This is a genomic window from Mycobacterium sp. IDUB_28, from assembly GCF_055419285.1.
The window spans coordinates 462,457-484,556 of record NZ_JBVAXK010000002.1 but is presented as its reverse complement, the minus strand read 5'-3'; the positions used below and the strand labels follow the sequence as shown (position 1 = coordinate 484,556).

At 66.9% G+C, this 22,100-nt stretch carries 21 protein-coding genes, 1 tRNA gene and 1 pseudogene; 3 read left to right on the top strand and 20 right to left on the bottom strand.

Annotated elements, in window-relative coordinates:
- Positions 1 to 12 precede the first annotated feature (12 nt).
- Together ACZYZ9_RS06090 and ACZYZ9_RS06085 are read left to right on the top strand one after the other, a co-directional pair.
- Positions 13 to 1,359, top strand: a pseudogene (locus tag ACZYZ9_RS06090) (cation:proton antiporter).
- A 296-nt stretch (positions 1,360 to 1,655) separates the two neighbouring features.
- Complete coding sequence (locus ACZYZ9_RS06085) at positions 1,656 to 2,990, top strand: plasmid pRiA4b ORF-3 family protein (protein ID WP_463825304.1); 1,335 nt, start codon at positions 1,656 to 1,658, stop codon at positions 2,988 to 2,990.
- Positions 2,991 to 3,356: 366 nt separating this feature from the next.
- On the opposite strand, the gene ACZYZ9_RS06080 is transcribed toward ACZYZ9_RS06085, so the two are convergent.
- From ACZYZ9_RS06080 to ACZYZ9_RS06045, 8 genes are all read right to left on the bottom strand, one after another.
- Positions 3,357 to 3,430 (bottom strand) — tRNA-Pro (locus ACZYZ9_RS06080).
- Positions 3,431 to 3,506: 76 nt separating this feature from the next.
- On the bottom strand, positions 3,507 to 4,079 hold the full coding sequence (locus ACZYZ9_RS06075) for a hypothetical protein (protein WP_463825303.1): 573 nt from the start codon (positions 4,077 to 4,079) through the stop codon (positions 3,507 to 3,509).
- Positions 4,080 to 4,163: 84 nt separating this feature from the next.
- Positions 4,164 to 5,564: a ribosome biogenesis GTPase Der gene (der, locus tag ACZYZ9_RS06070; RefSeq protein ID WP_463825302.1), complete on the bottom strand. Its 1,401-nt coding sequence runs from the start codon at positions 5,562 to 5,564 to the stop codon at positions 4,164 to 4,166.
- Positions 5,561 to 6,238, bottom strand: a complete 678-nt coding sequence (cmk, locus tag ACZYZ9_RS06065) for a (d)CMP kinase (RefSeq protein WP_463825301.1) — start codon at positions 6,236 to 6,238, stop codon at positions 5,561 to 5,563. The genes der and cmk overlap by 4 nt, the downstream gene beginning before the upstream one ends.
- On the bottom strand, positions 6,235 to 6,987 hold the full coding sequence (locus ACZYZ9_RS06060; protein ID WP_463825300.1) for a pseudouridine synthase: 753 nt from the start codon (positions 6,985 to 6,987) through the stop codon (positions 6,235 to 6,237). Before ACZYZ9_RS06060 ends, cmk begins: the two co-directional genes overlap by 4 nt.
- Positions 6,987 to 7,676, bottom strand: coding sequence for an SMC-Scp complex subunit ScpB (gene scpB / locus ACZYZ9_RS06055; protein ID WP_463825299.1), 690 nt, complete (start codon positions 7,674 to 7,676; stop codon positions 6,987 to 6,989). The genes ACZYZ9_RS06060 and scpB overlap by 1 nt, the downstream gene beginning before the upstream one ends.
- Positions 7,669 to 8,481, bottom strand: a complete 813-nt coding sequence (locus tag ACZYZ9_RS06050; protein WP_463825298.1) for a segregation/condensation protein A — start codon at positions 8,479 to 8,481, stop codon at positions 7,669 to 7,671. The genes scpB and ACZYZ9_RS06050 overlap by 8 nt, the downstream gene beginning before the upstream one ends.
- Positions 8,478 to 9,341 carry a ParA family protein gene (locus ACZYZ9_RS06045; protein WP_463825297.1) on the bottom strand — a complete coding sequence of 288 codons (864 nt, stop codon included), beginning with the start codon at positions 9,339 to 9,341 and terminating at the stop codon, positions 8,478 to 8,480. Before ACZYZ9_RS06045 ends, ACZYZ9_RS06050 begins: the two co-directional genes overlap by 4 nt.
- Before the next feature lie 210 nt (positions 9,342 to 9,551).
- Between ACZYZ9_RS06045 and ACZYZ9_RS06040 the strand changes: the two genes are divergently transcribed.
- Complete coding sequence (locus ACZYZ9_RS06040) at positions 9,552 to 10,304, top strand: O-methyltransferase (RefSeq protein WP_463825296.1); 753 nt, start codon at positions 9,552 to 9,554, stop codon at positions 10,302 to 10,304.
- A gap of 81 nt (positions 10,305 to 10,385) precedes the next feature.
- On the opposite strand, the gene xerD is transcribed toward ACZYZ9_RS06040, so the two are convergent.
- From xerD to ACZYZ9_RS05980, 12 genes are all read right to left on the bottom strand, one after another.
- The gene (gene xerD, locus ACZYZ9_RS06035) at positions 10,386 to 11,300 is read right to left on the bottom strand and encodes a site-specific tyrosine recombinase XerD (protein WP_463825463.1); all 915 of its coding nucleotides are present in this window, start codon (positions 11,298 to 11,300) and stop codon (positions 10,386 to 10,388) included.
- A 23-nt stretch (positions 11,301 to 11,323) separates the two neighbouring features.
- Entirely contained in the window at positions 11,324 to 11,947 is a 624-nt protein-coding gene (locus ACZYZ9_RS06030; RefSeq protein ID WP_463825295.1) for an NUDIX domain-containing protein, read from the bottom strand.
- Positions 11,940 to 13,703, bottom strand: a complete 1,764-nt coding sequence (locus ACZYZ9_RS06025) for a CTP synthase (protein WP_463825294.1) — start codon at positions 13,701 to 13,703, stop codon at positions 11,940 to 11,942. Before ACZYZ9_RS06025 ends, ACZYZ9_RS06030 begins: the two co-directional genes overlap by 8 nt.
- 116 nt (positions 13,704 to 13,819) lie before the next feature.
- On the bottom strand, positions 13,820 to 14,764 hold the full coding sequence (locus tag ACZYZ9_RS06020; protein ID WP_463825293.1) for a copper transporter: 945 nt from the start codon (positions 14,762 to 14,764) through the stop codon (positions 13,820 to 13,822).
- A 12-nt stretch (positions 14,765 to 14,776) separates the two neighbouring features.
- Entirely contained in the window at positions 14,777 to 15,958 is a 1,182-nt protein-coding gene (steA, locus tag ACZYZ9_RS06015) for a putative cytokinetic ring protein SteA (RefSeq protein ID WP_463825292.1), read from the bottom strand.
- Positions 15,959 to 16,169: 211 nt separating this feature from the next.
- Positions 16,170 to 17,909: a DNA repair protein RecN gene (recN, locus tag ACZYZ9_RS06010; RefSeq protein ID WP_463825291.1), complete on the bottom strand. Its 1,740-nt coding sequence runs from the start codon at positions 17,907 to 17,909 to the stop codon at positions 16,170 to 16,172.
- A 3-nt stretch (positions 17,910 to 17,912) separates the two neighbouring features.
- Positions 17,913 to 18,836: an NAD kinase gene (locus ACZYZ9_RS06005; protein ID WP_463825290.1), complete on the bottom strand. Its 924-nt coding sequence runs from the start codon at positions 18,834 to 18,836 to the stop codon at positions 17,913 to 17,915.
- Complete coding sequence (locus ACZYZ9_RS06000; protein WP_463825289.1) at positions 18,833 to 19,642, bottom strand: TlyA family RNA methyltransferase; 810 nt, start codon at positions 19,640 to 19,642, stop codon at positions 18,833 to 18,835. Before ACZYZ9_RS06000 ends, ACZYZ9_RS06005 begins: the two co-directional genes overlap by 4 nt.
- Positions 19,643 to 19,650: 8 nt before the next feature.
- Positions 19,651 to 19,827 (bottom strand): hypothetical protein, encoded by a 177-nt coding sequence (locus ACZYZ9_RS05995; protein WP_463825288.1) that lies wholly within the window; start codon positions 19,825 to 19,827, stop codon positions 19,651 to 19,653.
- Between the two features lie 12 nt (positions 19,828 to 19,839).
- Entirely contained in the window at positions 19,840 to 20,850 is a 1,011-nt protein-coding gene (locus tag ACZYZ9_RS05990; protein WP_463825287.1) for an HAD-IIA family hydrolase, read from the bottom strand.
- Positions 20,843 to 21,664, bottom strand: coding sequence for a tetratricopeptide repeat protein (locus tag ACZYZ9_RS05985; protein ID WP_463825286.1), 822 nt, complete (start codon positions 21,662 to 21,664; stop codon positions 20,843 to 20,845). Before ACZYZ9_RS05985 ends, ACZYZ9_RS05990 begins: the two co-directional genes overlap by 8 nt.
- A gap of 74 nt (positions 21,665 to 21,738) precedes the next feature.
- Complete coding sequence (locus ACZYZ9_RS05980) at positions 21,739 to 22,089, bottom strand: DUF732 domain-containing protein (RefSeq protein ID WP_463825285.1); 351 nt, start codon at positions 22,087 to 22,089, stop codon at positions 21,739 to 21,741.
- Between the last annotated feature and the right edge of the window lie 11 nt (positions 22,090 to 22,100).

Here is a 22,100-nt window from a genome sequence, read left to right as displayed (position 1 = left end):
CGAATTGTCGGAATGCTGGCGCAGCGACTCGGTCAACCACAAGTCGTGGGCGAGATGCTTGCCGGCGTGCTGCTCGGCCCCTCACTGCTGGGACGCATTGCCCCCGGGGTGCAACACGACCTGTTTCCTCCGGGTCAGGCCAACGTCGTGCTCTACACGGCGGCGCAGATCGGGCTGGTGCTCTAGATGTTCCTGATCGGGCTGAACTTCGACGTCAACCTGATCAAACATCGCGCCGGCACCGCCGCGGCCGTCTCCGCGGCCGGCATCCTCACCCCGCTCGCGCTGGGGGCGCTGGTCGCTGGGCCGCTGCTGGCGAGCGGAACATTCTTCGAAAAAGGCGTCACCCCGGTGATGGCGATGATGTTTCTCGGCGCGTCGATCGCGACCACCGCGTTTCCCATGCTCGCCCGGATCATCTTCGAACAACGACTTTCCGGCACCCCGTTGGGCACCCTCGCACTGGCGTGCGGCGCCGCCGACGATGCGCTGTCCTGGTGCATCTTGGCGACGGTGCTGGCCATTCACCGGGGCAATCCCACGCTGGCTGTGGTGGCGATAGTCGGTGGCATTGTGTACACGTCGCTGGTGCTGACGGTCGGACGGCGCATGCTGTCCAGGCTGGGAACCATCTCTGAACGCCAGAACACCGTCAGCGCGCCCACGCTCAGCGCGGTATTGATTCTTCTGATGGCATGTGCGTGGTTCACCGACACCATTGGGATCTACGCCATTTTCGGCGCCTTCATTCTTGGTGTCGCCATGCCCTCCGGATTTTTCGCGCGACATCTCACGGCCAGCCTCGAACCGCTTGTAACCACCTTCCTGCTGCCTCTGTTCTTCGTGTATTCGGGGCTGAACACCCAGATCGGACTGGTCAACAGTCCAACGCTGTGGGCGGTGACCCTGGGAATCCTGGTGATCTCCATTGCGGGGAAAGGGATTGCCTGCACACTGGCTGCGCGCCTGAACAAGGTGCCGTTGCGCGAGTCCGTCGCGCTGGGTTCATTGATGAATGCCCGCGGGCTGATCGAGCTCATCCTGCTCAATATCGGGCTGGAAGCAGGCATTATCACGCCCACGCTGTTCACCATGTTGGTGCTGGTGGCGATCATCACCACGCTGATGGCCACGCCGATATTCGAGTTGGTCTATGGGCGATACCGGGTGAGCGAGCTTACCCGCCGAGAGACAATCGAACTCATGCCTGCCGAATCCTCCACCCCACCACCTTCTGCGCCAAATCGGCCACGGCCGCGGGTCACGCCGGAGGACTTCGAGCGGTTCAGTGATGAGGAGCAGATGCGGGAGGCATCCGACGAAGGCAGGCTGTGGGACGAGCGGCCGCCGCATCACTGACCGGGCCGTACAGTCAAACCTCGCATCAACCGGGTTCCGCCGCTGCCGCGTTCAGCATCCGCGCCGAACTGGCACCGGTAAACATGAGCAGAGAAATCATTTCTTTCCTGCGGCAGCACCAGAAGATCACCTTGCCAAGCAATTTTGCCCGACGGCCGATGTGCTGACCCGTGTCCCGAAGAAAGGCGCCTGCGTAATCGGCTACGTGATGTGGGAAAACTGCTACGCGGCCAACCGATCACGGCATACCCAACGGGTGTCCTGATCGGCGCGGCACCGGCACTAAGGTGGGTCGCATGGGGCGTCCGTACCTTCGCCTGGTTCCGCAGCAGTCGTCACGCCCTGATCTGCGTCGCGCTCGGCGACGAGATGACGTGGTCTACCGGATCCGGGTGCACCTCGACGACAGCGATCCAACGATCTGGCGGCGCCTAGATCTGCGCTCGAATCTGACGCTGGACCTGGTGCACCAAGTCCTTCAGGTGGCGTTCGACTGGACCGACTCGCACCTGCACCGCTTCTCACTCGGCGGTGGCGCCTTCGACCATCACAGCCAGCTGTTCCTGTGCCCGTACGACGTGGACAACAAGGAGTGGCCCGACGAAGACGATGACGGTCTGCCCGCCGCCGACACTCGGCTCGACGAAACCCTCAGCGAGCCCGGTGATGTCCTGCACTACCTCTACGATTACGGCGACAACTGGGAGCTGACGCTGCGCCTGGAAGAGGTCTGCGCTGCCGAAACCGGCTGTCCCGCAGCGGTTGTCGTAGACGGTGAGCGCGCGGCACCGCCAGAGGACTGCGGGCATCTGGTCGACTCCGACAGCCTTTCCCAGGTGCTGGCCGACCCTGCGTTCTTTGATCTGGGAAGGGTCAACGGGGGCTTCGACAGCGCGTACTTTGTGCTGCGTGAAGCCGGCATCGATGAGCGTCTGGTCGAGCTGGTTCACCGGCTCACCTACACCCCTTACGGTGACGACCTGACGGTGGCGGCGCTCACGCTGATCGGCCCGCAGTCGCTGGATGCGGTTGATTTGCCCGATAATTTGCGGCCGTACAACTGGTTCCTGGACCGCGCGAAGGACGGCGGCATTGCGCTGACGAGCGCTGGGTATCTCAAGCCGGTTGATGTCGGGGAATCCTCCAAAGTCGTTCCCGCAATGCATGATTGGATCGGCAAACGCTATCGCGAGATCGACTGCGACCCGCTGCTGCGATTCCGCCAGGGCGTGCAGTCTTTGGGGTTGTTGCGCAAGCACAAGGGAACGTTGCTATTGACCAAGGCTGGGACAGCGGCCCAGCGTGACCCCGACAGACTGTGGGACCATTTGGCCGGTCGGCTGATCCCCAAGTCCGACATGACGTTTGAAACGCAAGCCACCCTGCTCATGCTGGCCTTTGCGGCGGCTTCGACCGACTCCGCATTGCCGTTCGAGAAGGTGGCGGCGTTGCTGACCGAACTCGATTGGCGCCACGCCGACGGTCGGCCTGTTTCTGCAGCCGCCCTGCGCCAACTCCCCGTCTTTGATGTCCTGATCAACGTGACCGATCAGCCCGTCACCTGGATGCGTGGGGACATCGTGAGTCCCGCGGCAGCGGCGCTGGCGCGTCGGGCGCTCGGCGGGAGTTGACCGTATCCACCGAAGCACGTCTGCGAGCCTGATGCGCACCACTTCGGCGTCATCGTGTTGACCCTGCCCGGTGTCAGGGTTGGAGTGAGGTTCTGCGGGGTATTAGACGCCAAGAGTAACTGGGGAACGGGTGCCGAAACCGTCCTGACGTGCGCTGGCAACAGTGCACGGATCTACGGGTCACCCCGCCGATGCCTCAAAAGGTGTCGTTGATCTGCGCATAGATGGGGCTCCCCGGCAGGATTGTTGCCACCGCCACGCAAAAACACACGGGTCAGGACCAGCGACGGCCCGTACCGACGCTCAAAGTCGGGGCATGACCGAGGCATGCCACTGAACCGGCTGATCAAAATGCTCTGATCTGCGTCGGGCTGACAGGATTTGAACCTGCGACCACTTGACCCCCAGTCAAGTGCGCTACCAAACTGCGCCACAGCCCGCCACTGCCGGCGTCAACCGGCAGCAGGTCGAAATCCTACCGCAGCATCAACGCGAGACCGCCAGGCCCTGCGACGGTCACAAACTGCTGAGGTCTGAGAGGATCGACTGCGCCGCCGAGACCAGCACCAGCGTTTCAAAACCCGCGGCGATCGAGAACAAGCCGACATCAGCGGCAATCGGATTGCCGATTGCGTTGATCAGCCCAACCGGGTCGCCGGCGAGGGCTTGTCCCAACCCGTCGGCGAACAGCGAGACATCGTAGGCGGGCAGGGAGAGCAGCGCCGTCGTCGCGAAGTCGGCAGTGGGCAGCACGACCGAATAGCCGCCGGCGACCGCGCTGGCGACGGTGTTGACGGCGCCGGTCGGTGAGGCGAGGATGCGCTCGATCACCCCGAGTGACGGCTGCGGAAGCGAATCCAGCAGGCTCGACAGTGACGCGTTGGACACCACCGCCTGGACTTCCCGGGCGAAATCGCCAACGCCCTGCTGCGCACCGCCCACCAGCGCGCCGGTGACCTCCCCCGGGGCGAGCGGCGGGAGCCGCCCGAACGGAGGCACATTGGGCGGTCCGGTCGACCACCCCTGGTGCGGGCTGCCGTAGCCCAGGTTGACCAACACCCGCACGTCCGGCTCGATCAAGCTCGCCAATGGCCGAACCGGCCTCGCTGAGCGCCGAAACGAACCCAACCAGATCCGGTGGCGGCGGAGCCAACGTCGGCGGTTTCCCAGCTTTCAGCGGCGCCGCGCACCCCGCTTCTCCCGCACCCGCACATTGATCCGGATCGGACTCCCCTCGAACCCGAACGTCTCACGCAGCCGCCGCTCCAGGAATCGCCGGTAGCCCGCCTCCAGGAAGCCCGAGGTGAACAGCACGAACGTCGGTGGTCGAGCGGCGGCCTGAGTGGCGAACAGGATGCGCGGCTGCTTGCCGCCGCGCACCGGCGGCGGGGTGGCCGCGACGATCTCCTTGATCCAACTGTTCAGCGGACCGGTGGCAATCCTGGTGTCCCAGGACGCCAAAGCGTTCTCCATCGCCGGCACCAGTTTCTGCACCGCCCGGCCCGTTTTGGCGGAGATGTTGACCCGCTGCGCCCAACGCACTTGCACCAGCTCGCGGTCGATCTCCCGGTCCAGCAGATCCCGGCGGTCCTCGTCGACCAGGTCCCATTTGTTGTAGGCCAGCACCAGCGCCCGCCCGGCCTCGATCACCATCGACAGCACCCGCAGGTCTTGCTCGGTCAGCGGCTGGGAGGCGTCGATCAGCACGATCACCACCTCGGCGGCATCGATGGCCCCGTGGGTGCGCACCGAGGCATAGAACTCGTGGCCGCTGGCCTGCCCGACCTTGCGCCGCAGCCCGGCCGTGTCCACGAAGCGAAACACCTTGCCGTCCAGCTCGATCAGCGAGTCCACCGGGTCGACGGTGGTGCCGGCGGCGTCGTGCACCACCGAACGCTGATCGCCGGCCAGCTTGTTCAACAGCGAGCTCTTGCCGACGTTGGGCTTGCCGACCAGGGCGACCCGTCGCGGTCCGCCGCTCTGCGACCCCGCCTCGGCCACCTCGGGCAGCGCCGCCAGCACCGCGTCCAGCAGGTCGGCGACCCCGCGACCGTGCATGGCACTGATCGCGTGGGGCTCGCCGAGTCCCAACGACCACAGCGCGGCGGCGTCGGATTCGCTTCTGTCGCTGTCAACCTTGTTGGCGGCCAGGAAAATCGGCTTTCCGGCACGCTGCAGGATGCGCGCGGCGGCCTCGTCCGCGGCGGTAGCGCCCACGGTGGCGTCGACGACGAGGATCACTGCGTCGGCAGTGCGCATGGCGACCGAGGCCTGCTCAGCGACCAACTGCTGCAGGCCTTTGGCGTCGGGCTCCCATCCCCCGGTGTCCTGGACGACGAACCGGCGACCGGTCCACAACGCGTCGTAGGACACCCGGTCCCGAGTCACCCCGGGCACGTCCTGCACCACCGCCTCACGTCGCCCGATGATGCGGTTGACCAACGTCGACTTGCCGACGTTAGGTCGCCCGACGATCGCAACGACGGGTGCAGGTCCCGATTCGGCGAACTCGTCCAGCTCGGAATCGCTTAATTCCCAGTCGCTTTCGTCAGACCAGATGCCGTCCTCGGTCATCGCGTGGCCTCGCTTCGCTGAGTCACCAGATCCTGCAGGTGCGCGATCACCTGATCCTCGGTCATGTCGCTGGTGTCGACGATGATCGCATCCGAGGCCGCACGCAGCGGGGACACCGTTCGGGTGGAATCGAGGTGGTCGCGGCGGCGCACATCGGCCAGCACCGCCTCGTAGTCGTCGGGCAGGCCCGCCTTGACGTTCTGCGCATTGCGTCGCTCCGCGCGGGTTTCCGCCGAGGCGGTCAGGAAGATCTTGACCGACGCGTCGGGGAACACCACGGTGCCGATGTCGCGCCCCTCGACCACGATGGTGTCCGGTGCTTGCGCCAGCTGGCGCTGCAGATCGACCAGTCGGGTACGCACAGCGGGCACCGCCGACACCGCCGACACCGCGCGGGTGACGTCGTCACCGCGGATCTGCGACGACACATCCTCTCCGGCGAGTCGAAAGCTGCTGGCACCCGGGTCATATCCCACCGACAACTGCACCTTTGAGGCGCATTCGCCGACTGCCTGAGTATCAGCGGGATCGATGCCCTGGCGCAGCACGGCCAGCGTCACGATCCGGTACATCGCCCCGGTGTCGAGGAAGCGGGCATCCAACCCACGCGCCAATCCCCTTGCGACGGAGGACTTTCCGGTACCGGCAGGACCGTCGATGGCGACAACCGTCACAATCCCACCGCCTTATACAGTTGCCCGATCTCGTCCTGCCGTAACGCCCGCACCGAACCGGGACGCTGCTTGCCCAACGTCACCGCGCCGATGTCGGTGCGCACCAACGCTTCCACCGGATAACCCACTGCGGCCAGCATGCGTCGCACGATGCGGTTGCGTCCTTCGTGCAGCGTCACCCGCACCAGCGACTTGCCGGGTATCGCGTCGACCACCGCGAAATCGTCGACCCGGACCGGACCATCGTCCAAGTCGATTCCGGCGCGCAGCTGCTTGCCCAGTCCCCGCGGCACCGAACCCGTCACGGTGGCAAGGTAAGTCTTCGGGACCTCGTGCGAGGGGTGCATCAACCGGTGCGCCAGTTCGCCGTCATTGGTCAACAGAATCAGGCCTTCGGTGTCGGCGTCCAGCCGACCCACATGGAAAAGATTCTTGTTGCCGCGGACCTTTCGCTCGATCAGGTCGCCGATGCAGGCCCGGCCGCGGTCGTCGGACATGGTGGAGTGCATGCCGCGGGGCTTGTTCAAGGCCAGATAGACCAGTGAGTCGTCGAGCACGACCCTGGCTCCGTCGACGCGGATCACCGATGCGTCCGGATCGACCCGGGTGCCCAGCTCGGTCACCACCTGACCATCCACCTCGACGCGACCCTCCATGATCAGCTTCTCGGCTGCGCGCCGCGACGCAATTCCCGCCTGCGACAACACCTTTTGCAGGCGGGTGCCCTGCGGCTCCTCGAATTCGACCATCAGTCGTGATCCACGTCGAAGCTCAATGCCTGATCGGCCGACGGGCCGCCGCCGAGTTTGATGAACCGGGGTTCGCTGTCCAGCGAGTCGCTGATGTCGTCGATGGTGTCGACGTCGGGAAGCAGCGGCGCGATATCCGGCAATTCCGTCAATGAGGTCAATCCCAAACGCTCCAAGAACAATTCGGTGGTGGCGAAGGTCATCGCACCGGTGTCTTCGTCGCTGCCGACCTCGGTGATCAGCCCGCGCGCCAACAACGTACGCATCACCGCATCGACGTTCACCCCGCGCACCGCGCTGACGCGCGCGCGCGTCACCGGCTGGCGGTAGGCCACCACTGCCAGCGTCTCCAGGGCGGCGCGGGTCAGCTTGGTCCGCGCACCGTCGAGCAAAAGCTTCTCGACGTAGGGCGCGAACCGGGCGCGGGTGTACAGCCGCCAGCCCTCGCTGTTGTGCCGCAGATCGATGCCGCTGTCACGCGTGGTGAGTTCGTCGGCCAGCTGTTCCAATCTGGCGGTGATCCGGTAGACCGGTTGCTCGGTCGCCGACGCCAGGGCCTCCGCGGTCACCGGCGTGTCTACCACCAACAGCAGCGACTCCAGCACTCGGCCGAGTTCATCCGGATCAAGTTCCAGCGGCTCAGCGATGTCCGGGATGCCAGCGTCCAGATCGGGCGTCTGGTCAGTCATGGTCTCGCGTTTCTAATAAAACTTCGCTGCTGGGCCGCTCCCCGGTCCACGACACGTGAAGCACGCCGAGGGGCTCGGACTGGTCGAATGCTACCGCCCGAGAGCGATACAGTTCGAGCAGCGCCAGGAAGCGCCCGACGATCTCGACCGGCACCGTGCAGTCGGCGACCAACTCGGAGAACGACGCCCACTGCCCATTACCCCGGCTCTCCAACATCGCCAGAATGTGCCGGGCCTGTTCGGGCACCGACACCGTTTGCACGTGCAGATGCCCGACGCCCACCGTCGGAACCGGGCGCGGCGTGAACGCGATGGCCGCGATCTCGGCGAACTTCGCGGCGTCGACGCCGAGCATCACCTCTGGTAGCAGGCTCGCGAAGCGATCCTCCAGCGACACCGCTCGGGGGTAGCTGCGCAGCGCGGTCGCCTCCAATTCGGCGAACATCTCCGCGACGTGCTTGAACGCGCGGTACTGCAGCAGCCGCGCGAACAGCAGGTCGCGCACCTCCAGCAGAGCAAGGTCTTCTTCGTCGTCGACCTGACCTGTGGGCAGCAGTCGGGCTGCCTTGAGATCCAGCAGTGTGGCCGCGACCACCAGGAAGGCGGTGGTCTCCTCGAGGTCGAGCTGGGCGCCGATGGCCTTCGTGTAGCCGATGAAGTCGTCGGTGACCTGGTGCAACGCCACCTCGGTGACATCGAGCCGGTGCGCGAAGATGAGCTGCAACAGCAGGTCGAACGGCCCTTCGAAGTTGTTCAGCCGGACTCGAAAGCCATCCGAGTAGCCGCTCTCGGGTGCGGCGTTCACACGCCGAATCGGTCGATGAACTCGCGCGCCAAGGCCCGATATGCGACGGCGCCGCCGGACCGGGGGGCCCAGGTCGTGATGGGTTCGCCGGCGACACTGGTCTCCGGGAAGCGCACGGTGCGGGTGATCACGGTGTCGAACACTAAATCACCGAACCGCTCGACGACACGGGCCATCACTTCGCGGGAGTTGACGGTCCGCGGGTCATAGCGGGTGATCAGGATGCCGCTGATGTCCAATTTGGGGTTCAGCCGGTCACGCACCTTGTCCACGGTGTCGGTGAGCAACGCCAGCCCGCGCAGCGAGAAGAACTCACACTCGGTCGGGATCACCACGCCTTCCGAGCAGGCCAATCCGTTGACAGTGAGCAGCCCCAGCGAGGGCTGGCAGTCGATGAGGACGTAGTCGTAGCGGTCCAGCACCGGGTACAGTGCCCGGTTCAGCGTTTGCTCCCGGCCCACTTCGTTGACCAGCTGGATTTCGGCGGCGGACAGATCGATGTTGCTGGGCACCAGGTCCAGGTTCTTGACCCGGGTGTTGATCAGCACGTTGTCGATCGACGTCCGCGGCTCGACCAGCAGGTTGTAGACCGTCTTGTCCAACTCCCAGTGCGGCACACCGAGACCCGCCGACAGTGCGCCCTGCGGGTCCATATCCACCAGCAACACCCGTCGGCCGTATTCGGCCAGGGCGGCACCCAGATTGATGGTCGAGGTGGTCTTGCCGACGCCGCCCTTTTGGTTGCACATCGCGACGACTTTGGCCGGGCCGTGGGCGGTGAGCGGTTGGGGGTCCGGGATCGCCCGCGGCGGCCGGCCAGTAAGGCCGATCTCCGGGCCGCTGTCGGGTCGGTCGGTCATACCCGGTCGTGACTGGTGGTGACGGGCGCCTGGTTGGACATCGCTGGAAAGTCTAACGGCTGCCCCCGCCGGTACCGGCCGACCCGCAGGTGACGCGACCAGCAATTATCGTCGTATTGGTGATGGAGTCACGACAGTCACATCCGTCACATTTGTACCGCGGCAGCGACGCCGATCGTGCTGCACGGTGTGGGCCTATGGTGGGTCACTATGGACCTGAAGCGACGTATACCTCTGCTCCGGTGGTCGGTCTGGCGGATGGCCACCGGTGCGCGCAACATCACCAAAACCGGCCAGATCGGCGACGGGCGCGAGGCTGCGGCCGTGGACTATGTGCTGAACAACGCCCGCGCCGGGGATCTTGACGGTGTGCTGGCCGCTATCGATAAGTTCGCCTACGAGAAGTCCATCTTGATCAACGTCGGCGACGAGAAGGGCCAGCTGCTCGACGCGGCGGTCAAGCGCACCAATCCGGCGCTGGCCCTGGAACTGGGCACCTACCTGGGTTACGGCGCGCTGCGAATTGCGCGGGCCGCCCCCAACGCCGCGGTGTACTCCGTCGAGCTCGCCGAAGCCAACGCCGCCAACGCCCGCCGGATCTGGAGTCATGCCGGCGTGGCCGATCGGGTGACGTGTGTGGTCGGGACCATCGGCGATGGCGGACGCACCTTGGACGTGTTGGCCAGTGAGCATCAATTCGCCTCTGGGGCAATCGATTTCCTCTTTCTCGATCACGACAAAGATGCGTACCTCGATGACCTGCAGAGCATTGTGGACCGCGGCTGGCTGCATCCCGGCTCGATCGCCGTCGCCGACAATGTCCGGGTACCGGGTGCGCCGCAGTATCGCGCCTACATGCACGAACAAGAGGGCAAGTCGTGGCGAACGGTCGAGCACAAGACCCATCTGGAATACCAGTCCATGGTGTCCGACCTGGTGCTCGAGTCCGAGTTCCTGGGGTAGGTTCCCTCGCGAGCAGACGCAAAAGCCCCTTATTTGCGCTGTCAGAGGGGGCTTTTGCGTCTGCTCGCGAGAGTAAGGGAGCTACTGGGCGCGGGGGTGCGCGCCGGCCCATACCTCGCGCAGCGCATGCACCGTGACCAGCGTGTAGATCTGCGTCGTGGTCACCGACGCGTGGCCCAGCAACTCCTGCACCACGCGGACATCCGCACCGCCCTCGAGCAGGTGGGTGGCGAACGAGTGCCGCAGCATGTGCGGCGACACCCCTGAGGTGATGCCGGCACGCTCGGCGGAATCCTGCAGGACCTGCCACGCGCTCTGCCGGGACAACCGCCCGCCCCGGGCGTTGAGAAAGATCGCCGGGGTGCCGCGGCCGCGTCGGGCCAGGTCGGGACGTCCCCGCACCAGGTAGGCGTCCAACGCCTGCACGGCCGGACGTCCGATCGGCACCAGCCGCTGCTTACCGCCCTTGCCCCGCAGCAACACCGACCGGGCGTGCGTGTCGACGTCGTCGACGTCCAGGCCGACTGCCTCGGAGATCCGTGATCCGGTGGAGTACAACAATTCCAGCAGCGCGCGGTTACGCAACGTCAACGGCCCGTCCGCGGCGTCCTCGCCGCCGGCGGCTTCCAGCAGCGCCAGCACCTGGTCGATGGTCAGGCTCTTGGGCAACCGGCGGCCCGGCGTCGGCGGTCGCACCGCCCGCGCCACATCCAGTTCCGCCAAACCCTCCGCGGCGGCGAAGCGGTGCAGCCCGCGCACCGCGATCAACGCCCGCGCTGCCGACACCGCGGACAGCGCTACCGATCCGGACTCCGGGTCGCCGCGTCGCAGCGCCACCAGGAATTCGCTGACGTCGCTTTCACCGACCTTGGCCAGATCGTGAATTCCACGCTCTTCCAGATGCTTTGAGTAACGACGCAGGTCGCGTCGGTACGAGCTCAAGGTGTTCGCCGCAACGCCACGCTCGATCGTCAGATGGTCGAGATAACCCTGCATCTGATCATCGAGGGTCAGCGTCGTCACTGCCCTGCCTTGCGCTTGGCGAAAGCGCCGGGCTTGTCCAGCCACAGGCTGTCCAGCGGGCGCGGCTGGGCCAACCCCTCATGCACGGCGTGGGCCGCCAAAATCCCCGCGATGGCAATCGAATTGACGATCTCCCCGCTCAGCACCCGCTGCACCGCGTCGTCGACGGCATACCAGCGCATGGTCATGTCGGCTTCCTCGTCCTGCGCCTCGGGCCGCCCGATGTCGCGCAACCCGGTGGCCAGATAGACACGCACCGATTCGTCGCTGTAACCCGGAGCGGTGTTGACGTCGAGCAGCACCTGCCAGGTGTCGGCGTGCAGGCCGACCTCCTCTTCGAGTTCGCGCTCCGCCGTCCGGTGCGGTGCCTCGCCGGGCGCGTCGAGCAGCCCGGCCGGCAACTCCCATATCCGGCGACCATAGGTGTGGCGGTACTGATAGACCATCGCGATTTCGTTGTCGTCGTTCATCGCGACGATCGCGACGGCGCCGTAGTGCTCCAGCACTTCCCGTTTTGCGGTGTTGCCGCCGGGCATCCGGACTTCGTCGCGCCGCAACGCGAAAATTGCACCCTGATAAAGGGTTTCGGACGCTACGGTCTCGAAATCGTGCTCAGCCACGGGTGACGGGTTCGGGTAACGGTTGGCCGACACTGCCACGATGCTCGTTGCCGTTGGGCGCATGCTGATCGGGATATTCCGGGATTTCGACAGGCAGCAGTTCGCCGGCCTTGTAGTCGATGGCCGCTTTGACGAATGCGACGAACAACGGGTGCGGACGGGTGGGCCGGCTCTTCAGCTCCGGATGTGCCTGAGTGCCGACGACGAACGGATGCTGATCGGGGGGGTACTCGACGAATTCCACCAGGTGCCCGTCCGGTGAGGTCCCGCAGAATCGTAGGCCGCTCTCCGCGATCTTCTCCCGGTAGGCGTTGTTCACCTCGTAGCGATGCCGGTGCCGCTCGGACACCGAGGTAGCACCATACGCTTCGGCGACAATCGAATCTTCCTGCAGCACAGCGGGATAGGCACCTAGCCGCATGGTGCCGCCCAGATCTGCCTCGCCGGCCACGATGTGTTCCTGGTCGGCCATCGTGGAGATCACCGGATCCGGTGTGTCCGGCTCGAACTCGGCCGAGTTCGCCTCGGTGAGCCCCACCGAGCGGGCGGCTTCGATCACGATGCACTGCAGACCGAGGCACAACCCGAACACCGGCAACCCGCGGGCCCGCGCATGCCGGATGGCGCCGATCTTGCCTTCGATACCGCGGATGCCGAACCCGCCGGGGATCAGCACCCCGTGCACGTCGGCCAGCGCGTGCGCGGCGCCGCTGGGAGTCTCGCAGTCATCGGAAGCCACCCAATGGATTTCGACCTTCGCGCGATGCTTGAAGCCACCGGCGCGCAGCGCCTCGCTGACCGAGAGGTAGGCATCGGAGAGTTCGACGTATTTGCCCACCAGAGCAATTCGCACGGTGTCGTGGGGTTCGTGCACCCTGCGCAGCAGGTCGTCCCATTCGGTCCAGTCGACGTCGCGGAAGGGCAGGTTGAGCCGGCGGACCACGAAGGCATCGAGTTCCTCGCGGTGCAACACCTTGGGGATGTCGTAGATAGAGGGCGCGTCCGGGGTGGAGATGACGCCGTCGATGTCGACGTCACACATCAACGCGATCTTGTTCTTCAGCGCCTCGGGAACGACCCGATCGCAGCGCAGGATCAACGCGTCCGGACTGATACCGATGCTGCGCAGCGCGGCCACCGAGTGCTGGGTGGGTTTGGTCTTGAGTTCCCCGGACGGCGCCAGATAGGGCACCAGCGACACGTGCAGAAAGAACACGTCCTCGCGGCCTAGGTAGTGACGGACCTGGCGGGCGGCCTCCAGGAACGGTTGCGACTCGATGTCACCGACGGTGCCGCCGATCTCGGTGATGACGACGTCGGGACGGTTGCCTTCGGCGTCCGGTTCGGCCATGGCCAGGATGCGCCGTTTGATCTCGTCGGTGATGTGCGGGATGACCTGAACGGTGTCACCGAGGTATTCACCACGGCGCTCCTTGGCGATCACCGTCGAATACACCTGTCCGGTAGTGACATTCGCAGAACCTGACAGGTCGCGGTCGAGGAAGCGTTCGTAGTGTCCGACGTCGAGGTCGGTCTCGGCGCCGTCCTCGGTGACAAAGACCTCGCCGTGCTGAAACGGATTCATGGTGCCCGGATCGACATTGAGATACGGGTCGAGTTTCTGCATGGTCACGGCCAGTCCGCGGGCGGTGAGCAACTGTCCGAGGCTGCTGGCGGTCAAGCCTTTGCCCAGTGACGACGCGACCCCACCGCTGACGAAGAGGTGCTTGGTGGCAGTCTGCGGATGCTTGCGCAACTGGGCGACCTCCGTGAAGACGGGCAGGGCGATGCATGGAATTCAACGAACTGGGCCTGCCGACCCACGGAAACCCACCCTAACATCCACCGCGTCGCGCCGCGGGTAACACGCCCTTACTCGGGAACGGTCACCGACGTCGCGCCGTGTCCGGTGCCGAAGTGCGCCGGATGCGCGCCACCGAGCAACTCGTGCAGCGCCAGAATCGTGGTGATCCGCCCGGACTCGGCGTTGACGTCGTCAACAGTGCTCACCGCACCCGCCATGGCGGCATCGGCACGGGCCACGGCCACCGCCGCACTGCCGCCCGCCGAGCCGTCGCGCCCGGCCAGCACCGTGCCGGAGCCGTGTGGGGCCAGCGCGGCGGCGAACCGCGCCACCGTGACCCCTTGATTGCCGGCGTCGGCCGGTAGCCCTCCGCCGGTGACGACGATCGCCGCGTTCGCCACGCCGACGTGTTGGCTGGGCTGATAGGTGATGAAGCCGGTCTCGCGCAGGGCGGCCAGGACGGTGTCGCGCTGGGCCTCGTCGACGGGCGGCACATCTGGCTTGGACGTGGTCAGCAGTGCGATACCGAGCAGGTCGCCCGCCTGCGAGCCCTGGTCGACCAGTTTGGTGCTCAGTTGTGAGCCGGCCGGCAATGCCGTCGAGTTGACCACCGAGCGCAACTTCTCCCCCGAGTTGGCTTCGACGAACTCGTGGGTCAGCGACACGGTTCCGGTGATCGAGCCGCCGGCCTGCCCGACGATCTTCGACACCCGGGCGACGTCGTCATCCTTGGCGTCGGGGGTTCGGAAAACGACCACCGCCTTGCCGGTCAGCGCGTCGTGCACGATCCGGCCGAGCACTTGGGCATCGAAATTGTTTGCCGCACTCAGCTTTTCGTTGAGCGCGTTGCGCTGGTCGTTGAGTCCGCTCACCTGTGCGGCCAGATCGCGCTTCTCGTTACGCAGGCTGGACAGCACGGTGTCGGAGAAGAACCCCGAGCCCAGCACAACTCCGATGGCCAAGGCCAGGAAGACCGCGGCCAGCGAGATCGCATGTTGGCGTAACGAGATCATGACGAGTCCGATCTAGGAGATTAAGTGCTGGATCCAGAGCGTGAAGCGGTTCCAGTAGTCGGCAACCCAGTGCAGCACCACAGCGTCGGTGCGCGACACCCACAGCACCACGATGATCGCGATGAGCATCGTCAGCGCCAGGAGCGCGATGGCACCCCCGGAGATGTGGTTGCGGTACAGGGTGGCGACCGCCCTGGCGTCCACCAACTTCTCCCCCACCCGCAACCGGGTGAGGAACGTCGAGGGGTTGCTCTGCGAGCGGGTGCGGTCGAAGAACGTCTCGATGTTGGCGGTGTGGCCGGCGGTGACCAGCAGCGCAGCGCCGTGGTGATCGGCCAGCAGCAGCGCCAGATCGGTCGCCGACCCGGCGGCCGGGAACGTCATGGCCCCGACACCGAGATCCTGGATGCGCTCCAGACCCGGGGCGTGCCCGTCGGCGTCGGCGGGCAGCACCACCTGCGCGCCGCACTTGAGGACTTCGGTGCTGATCTGGTCGGGATCGCCCACGATGAGTTGCGGACGGTAGCCCGCTTTGCGCAGCACGTCGGCGCCCTGCCCGACGCCGACCAGCACCGGCTGGTACTCCTTGATGAACGGCTTGAGGGACTTCAGATCGTCTGCGGCGCTGGGCTCCTCGGAGACGATCACCACATGCCGGCGCCGCATGTCGACGTCGATGTCGGGGATGCCGATTCCGTCGATCAGCAGCGGACTCTCGCTGCGGATGAACTCGATGGTGTTGCCGGCGAACGCTTCCAGGTGCGCAGCCAGTCCGCTCTTGGCCTCACGCATGAGGTCGGCGATGTCGTGATCGGTGCGTTCGGTGCCCCGGATCAGTCGGCGGTCACCGGAGTACACCCCGCCCTCGTGCAGGCGGATCTTCGCGCCGTCCTTGACCTTCTTGAAGATTTCCGGCCCGGTCTCGTCGATCAGGGTGACCCCGTTGTTGACCAGCACCTCGGGCCCGAGGTTGGGGTAGCGACCCGACACCGAGGGCGAGGCGTTGACGACGGCGGCGATGTCAGCTTCGACCAGGGCATCGGCGGTGATGCGGTCCAGGTCCAGGATGTCGAGGACCACGATGTCGCCGGGGCACACCCGGCGCAGCAGTCGGTCTATATTGCGGTCCACGCGAGCGGTGCCGGTCAGACCCGGTCGGTCAGTGTTGCGAGATAGAAGTGCTGACATCTTCATGGGGGCTGATTCTGTCCGCGCGGACCGCTCGCTGCGGGGAGGCGCGCCGTAACATCTGCCTCATTAGTTTAAAAGCGTCACATCTGTAACACCTTGATGGCGGTGCGGCATCAAGGTGTTGGAGCGCGGGACCAGAGTCCCCATATGTACGGTCCGCATCGGCGTGTCGGCGCACCTATGAGGTCGCTCGCGCACCCCGCGGGCGCCGGGGTCACTGCTCGCTCTGCGCGGTGTCGAGCAGTTCGCGGGCGTGCGCCCGCGCGCTGTCGGACTCGCCCAGACCGGCCAGCATGCGCGCCAGTTCGGCCACCCGGTCGTCGCTGTCCAATCGGCGCACGCCACTGGCCCCCTTGGGTCCGTGGCTGTGTACCACCAGATGCACGTCGGCGTAGGCGGCGACCTGCGGTAGATGCGTGACGACAATGACCTGGTGGGTACGTGCCAGCTTGGCCAACCGCCGGCCGATCTGCACCGCCGCCCAACCACCCACACCCGCGTCCACCTCGTCGAAGACCATGGTGGTCCCGGTCGCCGACGCTGCCAGCACCACCTCCAGGGCGAGCATGACGCGGGAAAGCTCCCCGCCGGAGGCGCTCTTGGCCAGCGGCAGCAGCGACATGCCGCGGTGCGCGGCGAAGCCGAACTCGACGACGTCGATGCCGTCGACACCGGCCCTGACCGTCTCGCCGGAGGGCAGCAACAGCGCGGCCGCGTCGGTCGACTCGGCGAGGTCCGATGCGACGCCGATGCTGAACTCGGCGTCGGCCATCGCCAGCGCGGACAGCTCGGCGGTGACCTCCTTGGCCAGTTTCTTGGCTGCCCGGCGCCGGATCTTGCTGAGATCGATTGCTACGTCAGCTAATTGGTGTCCGAGATCGTCGACGCGGCGCTGCAGCGCGGCCAGCCCTTCTTCGGACACGTCCAGGTGCGCAAGCCGCGCGCGGGAGTCCTGCGCCCACTGCAGCACGCCGTCGATGTCGGCGGCGTACTTGCGGGTCAGCGTGCGCAACTGAGCCTGCCGGGCCAGCTTGGCATCCAACGCGCTGGCGTCGACCGGCAGCCCGTCCAGGTAGTCGCCGAGTTCGCCGACCGCGTCGACGACCACCGTCAGCGCATCAGAGATCTGGTCGGCCAGCGCCCGCAGCCGGGTGTCTCCGGTCGATTCCAGCGCCGCCCGGGCCCGTGCCAGCACGTCAGCGGCGCCCACGGCCTCCTCCGACGAACTCGACAGCGACTCGCGCGCTGAGGCCGCGGCCTCGCGCAGCGTGTCCAGTTCAGAGAGCCGCAGAATATCGGCGACCAGCGCCTCGTCCTCACCGGGTTGGGGGGCGACCGCGTCGATCTCCTGCAGCGCGAACTTCAACCGGTCGGCCTCCTGGACGAGTTCGCGGGTCCGGTCGCGGCGATCGGCGAGATCGCGTCGCGCCGTCAGCCAGGCATCGCGCAGCTTGCGGTAACGCTCAGCCGCGGCCCCCACCGCCGCGAAGCGGTCCAACGCTCCGCGCTGCTCGTCCGGACGCATCAACCGCAACTGGTCGTTCTGGCCGTGCAACGCGAGCAAGTGCGTGGTGAATTCACTCAGCGACTTCGCGGGCACACTGCGACCGCCGAGGTAGGCGCGCGACGGCCCGTCCCGATTGACGGTGCGCAGCGCGATCACGCTGGCGTCTTCATCGCGCTCGGCACCGCAGGCGTCCAGGATGCCGTCGAGGTCCGCGGTCACCGCATCGTCGACATCGGTTGTGGTGAAACGACCTTCGACCACGGCACGGTCGGAGCCCGACCGCACCCGGGTCGGGTCGGCGCGCGCGCCGCCGAGCAGATGCAGACCGGTGACCACCATCGTCTTGCCGGTTCCGGTTTCACCGGTCAGCACCGTCAGGCCACGGCCGAATTCGGCGGTCGCGACGCTGATGGCGCCCAGCGACTCGATGCGGATCTCGGTGAGCACCGGCTACTTCCCGCGCCAACCTGTGACGGGTAGCCGGAACTTGGTCACCAGCCGGTCGGTGAACGGTGCGCTGTCCAGTCGCGCCCACTTCACCGGTGTGACAGCGCGGGTCACCTCGAGCCGGCTGCCCGCCGGGACCAACATTTCCCGACGGCCGTCGCAGAACACCAGCGCGTCGTGTCCGTCGGCTTCGATCTCGACCGCGATCGCCGCGTCCGGGCTGGTGACCATCGGCCGGCCGAACAAGGCATGAGCATTGTTGGGCAGCACCAGGATTGCCTCGAGGTCGGGCCACAACACCGGGCCACCGGCGGAGAATGCGTAGGCGGTGGACCCGGTGGGAGTCGACACCAGCACCCCGTCGCAGCCGAACGTCGACACCGGCCGGCCGTCGACCTCGACCACCACACCGAGCACACCCAGGCGGGGACCCTTCTCCAAGCTGGCCTCGTTGAGCGCCCAACCCTGCCCGATCACCTCGCCACCTTGGCGCACAACGACATCCAGCGTCAGGCGGTCTTCCACCCGATAGCTCTTCGCACAGATGTGATCGAGCACGACATCGATATTCTCGGCCTCAGCCTCGGCCAGGAAACCGATCCGGCCCAGGTTCACCCCCAGCACCGGAATGCCGGCGTTGCGGGCCAATTCGGCCGCGCGCAGGAACGTGCCGTCGCCGCCGAGGACCAAGACCAGTTCGCAGCCTTCGGCGGCCCGTGGGTCCGCATCGACGACCTCGATGTCGACGCCCATGGCCCGCATATCGCCGGGAGCCATCCGCAACGATCCCCGGTCCACCGCCTCGGCCGACAACGCGCGCAGCTCAATGTTGTTCTCGTTGAGGACCTTTTCCACCCGCCGGGCGGTCTCGGTCGCTTCGTCCCGGCCCGTGTGGACGACCAGCAGTACGGTTCGTGGTGACGTCACTGCGGCCCCTCCGAGACTGCGCGCTGAACCGCGCCGGCTAACTCATCGCCGCTCAGCGCACCCTCGGTCTGGGCGCGCAACCACAGGAAGTACTCGACATTGCCCGACGGGCCCGGCAACGGACTGGCCGTCACTCCGACCGGGTGCCAGCCCAGCTCGCCGGCACGACGCGCGACCGCAAGCACCGACTCCGCGCGCAATCGGGGATCCTGTACCACCCCACCGGGCCCGACCTGGCCCTTGCCCACCTCGAATTGCGGTTTCACCATGGGAACGATATCCGCGCCGGGCGAAGCGCAATCAACCAGCGCAGGCAGCACCGTGGCCAACGAGATGAATGACAGGTCGGCCACCACCAGCTCGACCGGCCCGCCGACCGCTGCGGGCGCGAGGTCGCGGACGTTGGTGCGTTCGATCACCAGCACCCGCGGGTCGCTGCGCAGCGACCACGCCAGCTGGCCGTACCCGACGTCGGCAGCGACGACTTCGGTGGCGCCCCGGTCCAGCAGCACCTCGGTGAATCCCCCGGTCGATGCGCCCGCGTCCAGGCAACGGCGGCCCGCCACGGGGATGGCGAACGCGTCCAGCGCTCCGATCAGCTTGTGCGCGCCGCGCGACACCCAACTGCGTTCGCCGTCGTCGGCGACCGTCAAGGCGGCGGTGACAGCTACCGCGGTGGCCGGCTTGTGCGCCGGGAGTCCGTCGATGCGCACCCGGCCGGCACCGATCAACTCGGCGGCCTGCTGCCGGGATCGCGCCAGACCCCGCCGGACCAGCTCGGCGTCGACGCGAGCACGCCGTGCCATGCGCGCACTCAGCCCTTCTCCGCCGACTCCAGCGCCCGCATCAGCACGTCGTGCGCCTCGGATAGTCGTCTGGCGATGTCCTCGAGCTCTTCGAGCGACGGTCCGCCTGTCGCGTCGGCCGGGTCGGGCAGCTGGGCCATCAGCCCTTCGATTTCCGCGCGAATCTGTTCGGGATCGATAGTCATTGCGCTCCTACGCTACTCGTCGGACAGCAGCGACCAGCGCTCCAGCGCGTCGCGGGCCTGATCGTCACCGGCCTCGATGCGCGGTGTCTCGTCCATGTCCCAAACTGCACCGGCGACGGCACGCACGATGGCCAGATCGTCCTTCTGGCCGTTGCCGCTCGCGGTGACGGTGACCGTCCGGTCCCGGCTGTCGATTTGCCAGCCTGGCTGATCGCCGACTTTGAGCTCGTCGGGTTCGCGCAGCAGCGACCGCAGATCCGCGCCGATGTAGCTGGGCCGGCGGGCCGCGTCGGCGAAGACCGCGTCGCGTGCGGAGTTCACGCCGGTGAGCACCATGAGGCTGGGCAGTCCGGCGGCATTGGCGCCCTCGATGTCGGTGTCCAGCCGGTCACCGACCACCAGCGGCGCGCGAAAATCGCCCCGCCCCACCGCATCCTTCATCAGCTGCGGGCCCGGTTTGCCCGCTACCTGCGGTTCCTCGCCGGTGGCCGCACGCAGCGCGGCGACCAGAGACCCATTGCCCGGCAACAGGCCTCGCTCGGTGGGCAGGGTTGCGTCGACGTTGGCGGCGACCCACAGTGCGCCCGCCCGGATCGCCAGCGCGGCCTCGGCCAGCTCAGGCCAACCGAGGGTCTTCGAGAGACCCTGGACGACGGCGTCCGGGTCGTCATCGAAGGAGCGGACCGGCCGCAGGCCGGCCGCCGAGATCTCACCGGCCAGGGCGTCGGTGCCGACGACCAGGACTTTCGAGCCCGACGGAAGTTGCCCGGCCAGCAGGTGCGCCGCGCTCTGGGCACTGGTGACGACGTCGTCGGCCGCTGCGGTGAAACCCAGCTCACACAGGTGCGCGGCGACCTCGTCCGCAGCCCGGGAGGCGTTGTTGGTGACGAACAGTGTGCGGCTTGCTATCTCGCTCAGCGTCTGCACCGCACCCTCGGTGGGCTGATGGCCGCGGAAGACTGTCCCGTCCAGGTCGAGGAGCAGGCAATCATGTTCCTGCGCAAGCGTTTTGGTGTCAGCCAAGGCTGCTGACCCGGTCTTCGGCGTCGGTGACACCTTCGACATCGGCTGCCGCCGAGCGCAGGAACCATTGCAGCGCTTCGTCGTTACGCCCGAGCGCCAGCAGCGTCTCGGCGTAGGCGTAGAACAACCGTGCCGCGGTGGAGCCGGTCCGTGCCGGGTCCAACTGCGGGGTGGACAATACGGTCAACGCCTGCTCGAGCTGACCCAGGTCAGCGCGGGCGCCGGCGGCGACGATGCGCAACTCGTCGGCGTCGTCACCGGTGAGCTCCGCTGCCTCGGGCCCGCGCGTAAGGTCGATGGCCCGCTGCGGACGACCCAGGCCGCGTTCGCAATCAGCGATCAGTGCCAGCAACGCGGATTTACTGCCCATCCGGCGGGCCGCGCGGAATTCGGCGAGCGCCTGCGCCCAGTCGCCGCAGTGGTACGCGGCAATGCCGACCGCCTCGCGGACCGCGGCGATTCTGCTGGCGCGGGCCCGCGCCGCCCGAGCGTGACTCAGCGCGGATTCCGGGTCGTCGTCGAGCAGCCCGCCCGCGGCCACCAGATGGCGCGCAACGGCGTCGGCGGTGGCACGGTCCAGGGTGCTCAGCTCGCGCCGGACCTCGGGGGCCAGCTGTCGGGCGTCGACGTCCGCCGGTATCCGGGGCCCGTCGTGCGTGGCGCGATCGGCGTTGGGCCTGGGTTGGGCCGGGCGGGCTCGGCCGGGACCCGACCATGACGCGTCGCCCTCCCGGCGCGGATCACGCCCGCGGGCGCCGCCGGACGCAGGTCGCGGACGCCTCGCCCCGCTGCGCCCCTGCCTGTCGTCGACCACCCGCTAGAGGTTACGGGCACTCGGGACAACCACACAATTTGCCGACAGCAGGCACGGCCGGACAGCAGCGGCGGCTACGCCTGCAGCCGGGTGGGGAACAGCGGCGACAGCAACGACGGGCAGTACGTTGCGATCGCCACAACGGTGAATCCCGCCGCCCGCTCCCGCGACAGCCCGTTGATCTCCGCCATTTCGGCGGCGACGGCGTCGAACGTGCCCCCGGGCGCCAACACCTTCGGACACACCGTCCGGCCCAGCGCGATCGCGGTCGCCGGCTGCCCATAGGAGATGCCGGCGGCGGTCAACGCGTTCAGAAAGGAATTGCCCAGCATGTCCGCGTGAATTGGTGCTGCCACCCCGGCCGACACCCCGAAGGCACCGAGTGTCAGCGCCAGAACTCTGAGCGCGAGCACGGGTGCGGTCATCGTGACAACAG

Excerpts from the sequence above, each read along its gene's own strand:
- ACZYZ9_RS06020 (WP_463825293.1), bottom strand. The coding sequence starts at position 14,764 with ATGATCTCGTTACGCCAACATGCGATCTCGCTGGCCGCGGTCTTCCTG.
- der (WP_463825302.1), bottom strand. The coding sequence starts at position 5,564 with ATGACCGAGGACGGCATCTGGTCTGACGAAAGCGACTGGGAATTAAGC.
- steA (WP_463825292.1), bottom strand. The coding sequence starts at position 15,958 with ATGAAGATGTCAGCACTTCTATCTCGCAACACTGACCGACCGGGTCTG.
- ACZYZ9_RS06045 (WP_463825297.1), bottom strand. The coding sequence starts at position 9,341 with ATGACCGACCGACCCGACAGCGGCCCGGAGATCGGCCTTACTGGCCGG.
- ACZYZ9_RS05980 (WP_463825285.1), bottom strand. The coding sequence starts at position 22,089 with ATGACCGCACCCGTGCTCGCGCTCAGAGTTCTGGCGCTGACACTCGGT.
- ACZYZ9_RS06000 (WP_463825289.1), bottom strand. The coding sequence starts at position 19,642 with ATGGCACGGCGTGCTCGCGTCGACGCCGAGCTGGTCCGGCGGGGTCTG.
- ACZYZ9_RS06060 (WP_463825300.1), bottom strand. The coding sequence starts at position 6,987 with ATGGTCGAATTCGAGGAGCCGCAGGGCACCCGCCTGCAAAAGGTGTTG.
- ACZYZ9_RS05995 (WP_463825288.1), bottom strand. The coding sequence starts at position 19,827 with ATGACTATCGATCCCGAACAGATTCGCGCGGAAATCGAAGGGCTGATG.
- scpB (WP_463825299.1), bottom strand. The coding sequence starts at position 7,676 with ATGACTGACCAGACGCCCGATCTGGACGCTGGCATCCCGGACATCGCT.
- ACZYZ9_RS06040 (WP_463825296.1), top strand. The coding sequence starts at position 9,552 with ATGGACCTGAAGCGACGTATACCTCTGCTCCGGTGGTCGGTCTGGCGG.
- xerD (WP_463825463.1), bottom strand. The coding sequence starts at position 11,300 with ATGCAGGGTTATCTCGACCATCTGACGATCGAGCGTGGCGTTGCGGCG.
- ACZYZ9_RS06085 (WP_463825304.1), top strand. The coding sequence starts at position 1,656 with ATGGGGCGTCCGTACCTTCGCCTGGTTCCGCAGCAGTCGTCACGCCCT.